Genomic DNA, 11,976 nt, shown 5'->3' with positions numbered 1-11,976 from the left:
CCGCAGTGCAGGCCGCTGGTCGGGTTCGGGCCGTCCATAAACTGACACATGAATGCCCTGCGGGTGCAGGCCATTCGCAGGGGTGAGAATGACCGCTCTGTCACACCTCTCGCCACCTTTTGCATCGGGTACGGCTTGGCTGGTTGGAGCCGGTCCCGGTGATCCGGGTCTCTTGACCGTGCACGCAATCAATGCGCTCGCAGCGGCAGATGTCGTCATCTACGATGCTCTTGTCGATCGCCGGGTGCTTTCACTGGCCCGGGACGGCGCTGTCCTGGAACATGCAGGCAAGCGCGGCGGCCAGCGCTCGGCCGTCCAGCGGGATATCAGCGAGCGATTGATCCAGCTCGCCCGCGAGGGGTTTCGCGTCCTACGTCTCAAGGGGGGTGATCCCTTCGTCTTCGGGCGCGGCGGCGAGGAGGCGCTCGCGCTCGCCCAGGCCGGCATTCCGTTCCGCATCATCCCGGGCGTGTCGAGCGGGCTCGCAGCACTCGCGATTCACGGCGTCCCGGCCACGATACGGTCTACCAATCATGCGGTTATTCTCGCGACCGGCCATTGCGCCGCCGACGCATCCATGGACTGGGCGTCACTCGCTCGCACAGGCGCGCCGATCGTCCTCTATATGGCTGTTGCTAACCTGCCGGCTATTGTCGACGCTCTCATGCAGGGCGGACTTGCAGGTTTCACCCCGACGCTCGTGGTGCATGCAGCGACCACGTGCGAGGAGAGCGTGATCGAGGCTCCTCTTGAATGTCTGCCATCACTAGCGGATGGAGGAGTGATCCGCTCTCCTGCGGTGATTGCGGTTGGGGCCGTCGCAGCGTTCCGCGCCGCAATCGCAAACCACCTATTGGCCTCAGGAATTGAGGCGGCGCAATGACCCGCCCCCCCGGGCTCCTCGTTGCCGCGCCGCGCTCCGGCTCGGGCAAGACGACCGTCGTGCTCGGCATTCAGCGGGCTCTCGTGCGACGGGGCTTGCGCGTCCGCGGCATCAAGTGCGGCCCAGACTACATTGACCCTGCCTTCCACGCTGCGGCAACCGGACTTGCGAGCTTCAATCTCGACAGCTTTGCTATGAGAGAAGGTCTTTTGGCTGCGATCGCCGGCTATGCAGGAGCGGGGGCTGATCTAGTCGTGGCCGAAGGGTCTATGGGCCTGTTTGATGGAGTCCGGCAGGAGCCTGGCCGCACGGGCGCGAGTGCGGACATTTCCGCCATGCTCGGCTGGCCGGTTGTCCTGGTCCTCGACGTATCGGGGCACGCCCAGTCCGCGGCTGCCGTGGCGCTTGGTTGTGCGCGGTACGACACGCGGATCGAGATTAGCGGTGTGGTGTTGAACAAGGTGGGAAGTGAGCGCCATCTCCAGCTTGTCAAGGATGGCATGGGTCGGGTCGGCCTGCCCATACTCGGCGCCTTGATGCGCGATGCAGATCTCATGCTGCCGGAGCGCCATCTCGGCCTGGTACAGGCTGGAGAGACGGTAGAACTCGAGAGCCGCTTGGACCACCTCGCACATACGGTCGAACGTTCCATTGATCTCGACCGACTCGTCGCTCTGGCCCGTCCTACACGGGCCGTAGCACTTGACGCAGCCCAAATGTTGCCGCCGCCCGGACAACGTATCGCCCTGGCGTTTGATCAGGCCTTTTCGTTCACGTATTCGCACTTGCTGGCAGGGTGGCGGGCCGCAGGCGCGGAGATCAAGACCTTCTCGCCTCTCGCCGACGAGCCCCCGCCCCCTGACTGCAACACCTGCTGGCTGCCAGGTGGCTACCCGGAACTTCATGCCGGCCGGATTGCGGGGGCACGTCGTTTCCTGAGCGGGATTCGTTCCTTCGCCGAGAGCCACCCGATCCATGGGGAATGCGGCGGCTACATGGTTCTTGGGAGAACACTCGAAGACAGTGAAGGCGTCGTGCACCCGATGGCAGGACTTCTGCCGGTCGACACCAGCTTCGCCAAGCGCAAGCTCCACCTCGGCTACCGAATATCGCAACTACTCCACGATAGCCCGCTGGGCCTCGCCGGCCAGTGTCATGTTGGGCACGAATTCCACTACGCTTCCATAACAGGGAGCGACAAAGCAAAGGATTGGGCGCTCGCCACAATCACGGATGCTGCAGGCAAAGATCTTGGGATTGCCGGTCATCGGTGCGGCTTTGTGACAGGGAGTTTCTTCCATGTGATAGCTCGCGTGTGACGCACGCCTTACGGAAGACCGCTTCGGATAGGAAGGTTCATCGATGAACTACCCAGTTCCTTATAATGTCCGGTGTCCTCGTTGCGGAGCAGCACGAGGAGCCCAGTGCGTAACCAGGGCCGGGAAAGAGCGTGACCCGCATGAACGCCGTCTCGCCAAGGCCGGAATTGCCCCGGAAGAAAGGCGTTCCCGAAGCAGCAGTATCGAATCCAGTGGGCACCGGACGGAATAATTAAATTGATGCTTCAATCTGCGCTCGGCAGACGCCGCATCGTGAATTCGATGGTGCCGCCCTCGAGCACGCACCAGCTTTCGACCTCGGTCGTGTAGGCGGCTTTGGGATAGCATCCGAACCACTTGCGGGCCTTCGATTCGAATGTTGAATTTGGTGCAGATCGTGGGTCGGGAGCAATGCCGCGCCGTCTTCACCGTTTGGTCGCCGCGATGGCATAGCAGTGCTGGGTTGCCCGCTCCAGGCCTTTGAGACGCGGCATGTGCTTCGCTTGCTCGCGGTGAATGCGATTAAGATTACGATCCACGGTGGCCTCGGCGAAGCCAGCCTCACGCACAAATTCACGACCTCGCCTGCTCGTGCTCCCTTGGAGAAGTAGACCTGCCGCAGGATCCGTTCGTGGGTCTCGCGCATGACATGGGGAGTATGGGATGCCGGAGACGCTCGTCCGGTAAGCCGCTCGAACCTCCGAATCATCCGTCTCACAAGCGTGTACGAGACGAAGTCGCCATCGACGATGAGAACCGTGCCGCCGGGCTTGAGCAAGTGAACCGCGCCGATTTTTCCGGAGGCTGATTGGCTTGGATTTTAGGCGACCATCGGCATGACCTCAAGCTGAGCGTAGTAGGCCGCTTCTGCCTCGGCGGGCGGGATGTTGCCGAGGGGCTTGAGCAGGCGCCGGTGTTGGAACCAATCGACCTATTCAAGAGTGGCGAACTCGACGGCCTCGCAGGAGGGCGGATTCAAGCGGTCGTCGGTGATTGCGGACGTTCGGCCAACTTCAGCAACGTGCCAATAGAATAATTTCCGCTCTACAGCCATCCCAAGCGCCAAAGCCTCGACGGTTTAGTTGAAATTCGCGGAAGGCGTATGAAGGCGTGTCATCAAATCTGAGCTTCGATTGCCGCCTTGTCGATAACCGACCAGACCCTTTTGATCCTGCCTGCCTTGAACTCGTAGAAGACGTTCTCTGAAAACGACACGGTGCGGCCGTTGACAGGTAGATCGAGGAAGCTGCCCTTCGGCGAGCAATCGAACTTGAGGCGGGCCGCGATGACGGGGGGCTCGCAAACCACCAGTTCGGCTTCAAACCGGAGATCGGGTATCTGCAGGAAATCCTTCTCGAGCATTGCCCGATACCCTGCTACGCCAAACGGGCGGTCGTTATGGCTCACCTCGTCATCCACGAACTCACCGAGGCGGGACCAGTCCTGTGCGTTGAGACAGTCAAGGTATGCCCGATAGATCGACCGGAGGTCGGCGCTGGTCATGTCTTCCTCTCGTGTCATGTGAGCTGTAACTTCCGAAAAGCGTTCATGGAACGGGCAATGAAGCCTGCCGCTCACGCCCGAGCGGCAGCCGTTCCATGCCTGGAATGAACTCAACGACCTCGAACCCAGCCTTTTCCAGCGCCCGCCGGAAGGCGGTCGCCTCGGTCCGCCTCCCAGGAGCCCTGCTGCCTCGATCACTGGCGCCTCCGTTGCCACTCCCCTAACCTGCGGGATTGGGAGGACGCCAATCGGATCATGGAATGAGGCGGCGCGACTTCCTTGGCATCCTCGCCTCCGGAGTGCTGGCTGACCCGGTCACTGCCGGGGCGCGCAAGTCTTCCCATTGGGATGTCACGGACCATTCCAGTCAGCGCCCGCTCCGGATTGGTCGCCGCGGCGAGCGCGGCTTCGGCCATCGCGCCTTCGACGAAGGAGGGGTGGACCGAGTTGCAACGGTCCGGCGGCGTTTGGCGAGCGCTATGAAGGGCGACTGACTTGGTCAGGAGCCTGACGGCCCCGTTGGAGGCGTTGTAGGCCGTGAGATTGGCGCCGCCGACGATGCGGGACACGGATGAGATGTTCACGATCGACGCCGTCTGGCTCCGGCCGAGCAACTCCCAGGCGCAATGGCAGCCGAGAAAGACGCTGTCCGCGTTCACGCTCATCACCCGATGCCAATCCGCGAGCGACGTATCCTCGACCGAGCCGATATGCAGGATGCCGGCGTTGTTGACCAGACCGTCGAGGCGCCCAAAGCGTTGGCCTAGGGCCGCGATCACATTCCGCCAGTCCTCTTCGCGCGTCACGTCGTGCGACTGGTCGATGTTCCGGCCGATGTTGCCGCGCAGGTCGGTGCGGAAGACCGTCCCTCCAGCGCGCTCCACTTTTTCGGCGATGGCGCGGCCAAGCGTGCCGGCGGCCCCGTCACCAGAACGACCTGGCCATTGAGCCGGGTCATCGACGTCGTCCTCGCTGCGCGGGACCGACGTCAGGTTCACGCGATATCCGCGAAGTCGCCATGGCGACCCTTTCCGGAGGAGAAGCGCGCAGCGCCGTCGGCGCCTTCCTGTGATGGGCCTCCAGCCCATTTGCCCATTCGCGCTTGAGCGCTTCACGCATCTGGAGGCCGTAAGTTTCATAGACGTTGGCGCGATCGGCCCGCACCGCTGCCTGCGGGAAGCGAGCGATCTCATGCGCCATCGCCTCAGCCGCCTCCCGTGCCTGGCCTTTGCGCACGACCTTCTCGCATAGCCCAATCCGATAGGCTTCCTCGGCCGGCACTTTCCGGCCTGTCAGAATGATTTCCATGGCGCGTCCCTGGCCGACGAGCCGCGGCAGCCGCACAGTGCCGCCATCCAGAAGCGGGATTTCCCAGCGTCGGCAATAGACGCCGAAATAGGCGTCCTCGGCCATCACGCGGATGTCGCACCAGAGCGCGAGTTCCATGCCGCCGGCCACCGCCGGCCCCTCGACGGCGGCGATCACCGGCTTCGAGAGTTCCAGCCGGGAGGGACCCAGCGGGCCGCGCGGCGCCGACGCCGCGCCAGGCGGAAACGCCAGCCCCGCGACGATTTCCTTCTGGAAGCGCTGCCGATCGGCGAGACCTGCTGCGTATTTAAGGTCCCAGCCGGCGCAGAACGCGCCGCCGGCTCCCCAGAAGACGGCGACTCTGGCGTCAGGGTCGGCATCGAACGCCAGGAAGGCTTGCGTCAGCGCATCCGCGGTTTCCGGATCGCCGGCATTGCGCGCGTTCGGCCGGTCGTTGATGACCGTGGCCACCGGCCCGTTCTTCTCGACATAGACGCTCATGGAGACCCTCCTATGGATCGGGATTCAGGGGCCAGCTTTTTTGCAGTCGTATTGTCGAAGTGGTGTTTGGCAAGCGAAAGTTCCGCAGTGGGCCAGGAAGAGACGTTCCGGTTCTACCATCAGGAAGGTGCTAGATCGTGACCTCATACACGGCGCCACAATGCGGGCAGGTATGGGTTTCGCCGGGATCGGTTTATCGAAATTTGCGGACTATCTTCACACGCGTGTGTGAGGCTGATAGGGGACGCCTTCCCGCAGGAGGTATTCTCCGAGGGGGCCAGCTTAGTCATTCAGCGGAGAGGCTGCTCTTGGATCTCTCAACCGGAGACACTTGCATGAGCAAACTCACAGCACTGATTGGCTTCATCTTCCTGGCTGCGTCGTCTGCATGGGCACAGACTCCTCGCGCTGGCTCTCCCCAGCCAGCGATGCCGGAGCAACCGGCGGCATCATGGATTACTGGCGGATCATCCTGCTGGTGGTCATTATCGCGGCTGCCATCTGGTATTTCACTCGCAGTCGCCGGGTGTAGGTAGGCCAATCATTCAGCGTAATAGCGGGAGCAGTAGGCCTCTTCCACCTCGCCTGAACTTGCGTTCGTAATCGCAGCCCCAGCGATTAGCCGCTCCCGGCACGCATCTTCACGGCGTGGTCCGCCAAGGTTTTGCCGAGCGACCAAACAGAGCCGGGCACTCGGTGACTGTCTGCAATAACCGTGTCGAACGAGTGCTCGATCCACTCGCAATCCTGGTCTGAGATCGTGAGCGGCGGCAGAAGCTTCACGACATGGCTCGCGTGCCCTGCGACTTGCGATACAATCTTATGTTCCTTGAACAGGGGCACAGTGATAAGCTGGCAGAACAAACCCTTGTTCATGGATTCGAGCATGCTCCAGGCCGCCTTCAGCTTCAGCGAGCGGGGCGGACCGAATTCGATGCCGATCATTAGCCCCTTGCCCCGGACGGTTTTCACGAATTCGTAGCGCTCAGCCATGCTTTCGAAGGCCCACATCAGTCGCTGCCCGCGTACCGCTGCGTTCTCGATCAGGCGCTCGGTTTCCAGCGCATGAAGTGTGGCAAGCCCAGCTGCCATGGCGAGATCGTTCTTCGAGAAAGTGGATCCGTGGACAACGGCCCGATCCATCCGGTCGAAGATCTTCTGGAAAATCCACTTGCGGCACAGCACCGCGCCAACTGGCACGTGCCCTCCAGCAAGCGCCTTCGCGAGGAGCACCATGTCTGGCTCCACGCTCCAATGCTCCACCGCGAGAAAGCGCCCGGTCCGCCCGAGGCCGGTCTGAATCTCGTCGGCGACAAAAAGGGTGCCGTGACGGCGGCAGAGGTCGGCTGCGGCTTGGAGGTAGCCATCCGAGGGCATGTTCACGCCCTTGCCTTGGATCGGCTCGGCAATGAACGCTGCGACTTGACGCGAGGCCAGCGCGCGTTCCAAGGCCTCAAGATCATTGAAGGGGACTTCGGTGCAATCAGGCAGGAGGGGACCGAAACCTTTTCGGAACATGTCGTCGCCTGTGAGCGACAAGCCGCCGTAAGTAAGCCCATGAAAGGCGTGGCTGCAGTATAAGATGCCCGGGCGACCTGTGGCGCCCCGGGCGAACTTGATCGCCGCCTCCACGGCCTCGGCCCCTGAATTCGCGAAGAATGCCTTGTCGAGATGGGGTACCCTGCGCAGGAGGCGCTCGGCAAGAATCCCCGCAAGGGGTGGAACGTCCATCTGGACGAGGTTCGGCAGTTCGCCATCGAGAACGGACTTTAGTGCGTCGCTCACACCCGGATGGTTCCGCCCAAGAGCAAATACGCCCCAGCCGCTCAGGAGATCGAGGTAACGAACACCCTCTCGATCCCAGAGGTAAGGCCCCTGCCCCCGTTTGAAGCCGACATCGTAGCCGATCACCCTGAGGACACGCACCATTTGCTCGTTCAAGTAGCGCGTGTGCAGGGTATAGCGGTCCGCCTCGTGCTCGGCGAAGAGTGACGCGATATCAAGGCTCATGGAGGTCTCCAACGGGCGGCTAAGACGTTATCTCGCCTGAGCGAAGTTGTCCCGGCCCGAAGGCAAGGCCCCTGAGGGCTCGGCCGTGCGAGCGACGGGGCACGCGGAGCTGTCTTCTTGGCGTCTGGAGACCTTCTGTTCCTGTGCGCTATCTTGAGAAACGAAATGGGCCGTACGGCCTGCGAGAGGACGCGGACAGATGGTGCGACCGCGCGGGGTCACGTCACGAGCTTTTCGCGCTACCGCGCTCCTGGCAGCAGTCCATTGGGCAGGCCTGCGCGCAGCGGTCGCGCAGTCTTTCGAAGTACCTCCGATCCCGACCGTAACGGTAGTGGTTCCATCGCCTGCCTGCTTCAACGACGTTGTGCCGTTCACGGGATTCACCGTCGCTCAGGAGGAAGTTCTCGTTATCCCGGAAACTGAGGGTGCACGCATCTCCGAGGTGCTCATCGAGGAGGGGGCACGGGTCGCGGCCGGCCAAGCGCTTGCGCGCCTGACAAGTCTCGCACCCGCTCAGCCAGGGACCACAGCTTCAACGACTTTCGACGTCGTCGCTCCGGTAAGCGGGGTTGTCATTGCCCGGGAGGCCCGCATCGGAGCCCTCGCCTCGCCTCAATCGCCGGCCCCCCTGTTCCGCCTCGCCCGCGATGGGGCCATGGAAGTTGTGGCGGGGCTCCCGGCAGCCCGGCTCACGAATCTCCGGCCTGGGCAGGCAGCTCGCGTGCAGATCCCCGGCAGCGGAGAGACGGTGGGCCGCGTGCGCCTCGTTGCGCCGAAGATCGACCGACAGACTAGGCTTGGCCAAGTGCGGATCTCGATCCAATCCAGTCCGCGGCTGCGATTCGGCGCCACCGTGGCAGGAGTCATCGATGCGGGCCGGAGCTGCGGGCCCTCTATTCCCGTATCTGCGCTGCAGATCGAGGGCGAGCGCACCCTCGTCCAGCGCGTGCGCGACGGGCGAGTCGAGAGCACGCCTGTTCAGCTCGGAATCGTTCAAGGCGCACTGGCCGAGATTCGGGAAGGGTTGAACGCAGGGGACCTGGTCGTAGCTCGCGCTGCGGTATTCCTGAGCGCTGGCGACGTCGTGCGCACCCTGCCGGAGCAGACGCGGCCATGAGGCTCAACATCTCCGCCGCCTCGATCCGCCGGCCTATTCCTGCAGTCGTCTTGTTCCTGATCCTGGTGACACTCGGGCTGATGAGTTTTCGCAACCTGCCCGTGACCCGGCTCCCGAGCGTCGACATCCCTGTCGTCTCGGTAATAGTTTCGCAATTCGGCGCAGCCCCGTCTGAGATCGAGACTCAGGTCACAAAGCCGGTGGAAAACGTTGTGGCGGGCATCGCGGGCGTGCGCCACCTCACGTCTTCTATCACGGAGGGGCTCTCCACCACGATCATTGAATTCCGTCTCGAGATGGATCCGACGGCGGCCGCCAACCAAGTCAAGGACGCGGTCGGCCGCCTGCGGGCGGACCTACCGCAGATCGTGCAGGAGCCTGTAGTTCAGACGATCGAGATCGCCGGTTTGCCCATCGTGACCTACGAGGTCACAGCGGTTTCAAAGTCTCCGGAGCAAATCTCGTGGTTCATCGATGACACCGTCAGGCGCGCCCTCCTGGGACTGCGGGGCGTCGCTGCGATCGAGCGGGTTGGGGGCTTCGAGCGCGAGATCGGGATTTCCCTCGACCTGCTCCGGCTTACCGAGGTTGGGCTGACGGTGAACGACGTGAACCGGCAACTGCGCGCCGCCAACGTGGACATGGCGGGCGGGCGGGCACCGTCCTCGGGCCGGGACGAGGTGATCCGAACTCTGGCGAGCGTCCACACCATCGAGGCTCTCGCCGCGATGCCCATTGCGCTTCCGACCGGTGGAACGGTGCGCCTTGACGACCTCGGGACCGTCCGCGACGGTGTCGCCGATCCGAGCAACTTCGCACTGCTCGACGGGAGTCCCATCGTGGGGTTCTCCGTTTCGCGAACTCGGGGCGCCAGCGATGTAGACGTGGCGCAAGACGTGGCGGCGCAGGTTGCGATCCTCACGACCGCCCACCCGGATTTTCAGATCAGGCTGATCGATTCCCCGGTGGCATATACAACGGGGAACTATCAAGCGACCCTGAGCGCCCTGTTGGAAGGGGCGGTTCTCGCTGTGATCGTGGTCTTCATCTTCTTGCGGGACCTGAGGGCAACCGTGATCGCGGCGCTCGCGCTGCCCCTCTCGATTATCCCGACTTTCTGGGCCATGGACACCATGGGCTTCTCCCTCAACTTGGTGACCCTGCTTGCGATCACGCTCTCTACCGGGATCTTGGTCGACGATGCCATTGTCGAGACCGAGAACATTATCCGACATATCCGTATGGGCCGATCAGCCTACGAGGCCTCCATGGAGGCGGCAGACGAGATCGGACTAGCGGTGATCGCCATCACGGCGACGATCGTAGCGATATTCGTACCTTCGAGCTTTATGAGTGGGGTGGCCGGCCAGTTCTTCAGGCAGTTCGGCGTCACGATCGCGGCAGCCGTGTTCTTCTCGCTCTTGGTCGCGCGTCTCATCACTCCGATGATGGCAGCCTACTATCTGCGCTCTGCCCCGGAGCACACTGACAGCGAGGGGCGCCTGCTGCGGGCGTATACGCGTCTCATCGCCTGGTCAGTGCGCCACAGCATCCTCACGGTCGTCGTAGGGCTCGCGATCTTCACCGCCTCGATCGCGAGCGCGCTACTTCTTCCCACCTCGTTCCTGCCTCCTGAAGACACGAGCCGCTCCCTTCTGGTAGTGGAGTTGCCTCCCGGGTCGAGCCTCGAAGATACCCACGCGACCTCGGACGCGATCACCCGACGGCTAAGGAAGATCGCGGAGGTGAGCTCGGTTCTTGTTCGGGGCGGGCAGGTGCCGAACGGAGCGCCGGAAGTCCGGCGCGCCACGATCATCGTCAATTACGAGGCTCGGTCCTCGCGCAAAAGGCCGCAGCGCGAGCTGGAGCGACAGATCGGGCGGGAACTCGCGGAGGTGCCCGATATCCGCTTCTACTTTCTCGACGCCAATGGATTGCGCCCCGTGACCCTCATCGTGACTGGCGAGGACGGAGCGCAGGTCTCGGCCACCGCCGTTGAACTCGCAGCGCAGATGCGGCGGTTGTCGATGATCTCCAACGTTGTCTCCACGGCGGCCCTCAACCGACCCGAAATTCGAATTCGTCCGAGACCCAACGACGCCATGGCGTTGGGCGTCCCGGCCGCAGTTCTCGCCGAGGCGGTCCGGGTTGCGACACTTGGTGATGTTGGGCCGAACCTGCCCCGGTTCGATGCCGGTGACCGGCTTGTTCCAATTCGAGTGCGCTTGGACCCCGCCGCGCTGCCCGACCGACCTTTCCTGGAGATCATCGGCCTTCCAACCCCTCAGGGTGGCACCGTCCTCCCTCTGGGCGCAGTCGCCGACGTGGAGCTCGGTCAAGGTCAGGCGAGCATCGAGCGCTCCGACCGCACCCGGAGCGTTACGATTGAAGCTGACTTGGTTGGCACAACAGCCCTCGGGGACGCCATAGAGGCCGCCTTAGCGCTCCCGGCCGCACGCAACCCGGCTCCCGGAATCAGCGTAAGAGAGGCTGGGGACGCGGAGACGATGAACGAGCTCTTCGACGGGTTCGCCATTGCGGCGCAGGCCGGCCTCCTCCTCGTATATGGCGTCCTCGTCCTCCTCTTCGCCAGCTTCCTGCACCCCATCACCATTCTGGTCTCTCTGCCGCTCTCCATTGGCGGGGCGATGCTCGGGCTCCTCGTTGCAGGCCAGCCCATCAGCATGCCCGTGGCAATCGGGATCCTGATGCTACTCGGCATCGTGGCCAAGAACGCCATCATGTTGGTGGATTTCGGTCTCGAGGCGACAGCGCGAGGGCTATCGGCGCGAGAAGCGATCGTGGATGCGGGCCGTAAGCGCGCTAGACCGGTCATTATGACCACGGTTGCCATGATCGCTGGCATGATTCCCTCAGCGCTCGCCTTCGGGGCAGGCGGCGAGGCCCGAGCACCCATTGCAATCGCCGTCATCGGCGGTCTGACCGTGTCGACGCTTCTGTCTCTGCTCTTCGTCCCAGCGTTCTTCGTGGTTATGGACCGTGTGGCCAGCACGGCGCGCGGCCGCAGCCCAAGCGGGCGCGCAGCCCTGTCGGACGGCCCGCCCTCTTAACGCTCGCCATGAGATGTCCCCCGAACTGAGAAAGCTTCCTCGCCGGTCGCGATTGGCTGTGTGTCTGCGACAGGTCAGCCATTCACGGCCTTGCCACACGTGCCCGAGTGACCGAAGTAGTCAATTGTGATCCGTGGGGCTACAAGTCCGCTTTTGGATGTTCAGGGAGAGAAATGCGAGGCTCGACGCGGGGCCCCGCGTGCCGCTCAGGCCTCAGCACGCTAAACCAATTTGCTGAACTTGACGCACTCAACTGCGAACCGA

9 protein-coding genes and 2 pseudogenes are annotated in these 11,976 nt (G+C 63.2%); 6 read left to right on the top strand and 5 right to left on the bottom strand.

Going from position 1 to position 11,976, the window contains the following annotated elements:
- The first annotated feature begins 88 nt into the window (after positions 1 to 88).
- From cobA to BN1233_RS51335, 3 genes are read left to right on the top strand one after another with little or no spacing between them, the layout of a single operon-like run.
- Entirely contained in the window at positions 89 to 883 is a 795-nt protein-coding gene (cobA, locus tag BN1233_RS33195) for a uroporphyrinogen-III C-methyltransferase (RefSeq protein ID WP_046867905.1), read from the top strand.
- Complete coding sequence (locus BN1233_RS33190) at positions 880 to 2,202, top strand: cobyrinic acid a,c-diamide synthase CobB (protein ID WP_046867904.1); 1,323 nt, start codon at positions 880 to 882, stop codon at positions 2,200 to 2,202. Before cobA ends, BN1233_RS33190 begins: the two co-directional genes overlap by 4 nt.
- Positions 2,203 to 2,245: 43 nt before the next feature.
- Entirely contained in the window at positions 2,246 to 2,434 is a 189-nt protein-coding gene (locus tag BN1233_RS51335; protein WP_425311765.1) for a zinc finger domain-containing protein, read from the top strand.
- Between the two features lie 588 nt (positions 2,435 to 3,022).
- On the opposite strand, the pseudogene BN1233_RS45235 reads toward BN1233_RS51335, so the two are convergent.
- The 4 genes and pseudogenes from BN1233_RS45235 to BN1233_RS33170 form a co-directional block, all read right to left on the bottom strand.
- Positions 3,023 to 3,163 (bottom strand): annotated as a pseudogene (locus tag BN1233_RS45235) (IS3 family transposase); the annotation flags it as partial.
- A gap of 155 nt (positions 3,164 to 3,318) precedes the next feature.
- Positions 3,319 to 3,705 (bottom strand): ester cyclase, encoded by a 387-nt coding sequence (locus tag BN1233_RS33180; RefSeq protein ID WP_046867902.1) that lies wholly within the window; start codon positions 3,703 to 3,705, stop codon positions 3,319 to 3,321.
- 194 nt (positions 3,706 to 3,899) lie between these two features.
- On the bottom strand, positions 3,900 to 4,703 hold the full coding sequence (locus tag BN1233_RS33175; RefSeq protein WP_048709774.1) for an SDR family oxidoreductase: 804 nt from the start codon (positions 4,701 to 4,703) through the stop codon (positions 3,900 to 3,902).
- Positions 4,700 to 5,514 (bottom strand): annotated as a pseudogene (locus BN1233_RS33170) (crotonase/enoyl-CoA hydratase family protein). Before BN1233_RS33170 ends, BN1233_RS33175 begins: the two are co-directional and overlap by 4 nt.
- A 388-nt stretch (positions 5,515 to 5,902) precedes the next feature.
- Here BN1233_RS33170 and BN1233_RS47685 point away from each other — a divergent pair.
- Entirely contained in the window at positions 5,903 to 6,046 is a 144-nt protein-coding gene (locus tag BN1233_RS47685) for a hypothetical protein (protein WP_154678334.1), read from the top strand.
- A gap of 86 nt (positions 6,047 to 6,132) precedes the next feature.
- Here the strand turns inward: BN1233_RS47685 and BN1233_RS33165 are convergent, their stop codons facing one another.
- A complete protein-coding gene (locus BN1233_RS33165; RefSeq protein WP_046867901.1) occupies positions 6,133 to 7,524 on the bottom strand; it encodes an aspartate aminotransferase family protein in 1,392 nt (463 codons plus the stop codon).
- A gap of 199 nt (positions 7,525 to 7,723) precedes the next feature.
- Between BN1233_RS33165 and BN1233_RS33160 the strand changes: the two genes are divergently transcribed.
- The gene (locus tag BN1233_RS33160; RefSeq protein ID WP_046867900.1) at positions 7,724 to 8,641 is read left to right on the top strand and encodes an efflux RND transporter periplasmic adaptor subunit; all 918 of its coding nucleotides are present in this window, start codon (positions 7,724 to 7,726) and stop codon (positions 8,639 to 8,641) included.
- On the top strand, positions 8,638 to 11,712 hold the full coding sequence (locus BN1233_RS33155; protein WP_046867899.1) for an efflux RND transporter permease subunit: 3,075 nt from the start codon (positions 8,638 to 8,640) through the stop codon (positions 11,710 to 11,712). The genes BN1233_RS33160 and BN1233_RS33155 overlap by 4 nt, the downstream gene beginning before the upstream one ends.
- Positions 11,713 to 11,976: the final 264 nt, after the last annotated feature.

The organism is Microvirga massiliensis (assembly GCF_001006805.1).
GTDB lineage: Bacteria > Pseudomonadota > Alphaproteobacteria > Rhizobiales > Beijerinckiaceae > Microvirga > Microvirga massiliensis.
Note: the sequence above shows the minus strand (reverse complement) of the source record. Positions and strands in the feature narration are given on the sequence as shown.

Excerpts from the sequence above, each read along its gene's own strand:
- cobA (WP_046867905.1), top strand. The coding sequence starts at position 89 with ATGACCGCTCTGTCACACCTCTCGCCACCTTTTGCATCGGGTACGGCT.
- BN1233_RS33190 (WP_046867904.1), top strand. The coding sequence starts at position 880 with ATGACCCGCCCCCCCGGGCTCCTCGTTGCCGCGCCGCGCTCCGGCTCG.
- BN1233_RS51335 (WP_425311765.1), top strand. The coding sequence starts at position 2,246 with ATGAACTACCCAGTTCCTTATAATGTCCGGTGTCCTCGTTGCGGAGCA.
- BN1233_RS33180 (WP_046867902.1), bottom strand. The coding sequence starts at position 3,705 with ATGACCAGCGCCGACCTCCGGTCGATCTATCGGGCATACCTTGACTGT.
- BN1233_RS47685 (WP_154678334.1), top strand. The coding sequence starts at position 5,903 with ATGGGCACAGACTCCTCGCGCTGGCTCTCCCCAGCCAGCGATGCCGGA.
- BN1233_RS33165 (WP_046867901.1), bottom strand. The coding sequence starts at position 7,524 with ATGAGCCTTGATATCGCGTCACTCTTCGCCGAGCACGAGGCGGACCGC.
- BN1233_RS33160 (WP_046867900.1), top strand. The coding sequence starts at position 7,724 with ATGGTGCGACCGCGCGGGGTCACGTCACGAGCTTTTCGCGCTACCGCG.
- BN1233_RS33155 (WP_046867899.1), top strand. The coding sequence starts at position 8,638 with ATGAGGCTCAACATCTCCGCCGCCTCGATCCGCCGGCCTATTCCTGCA.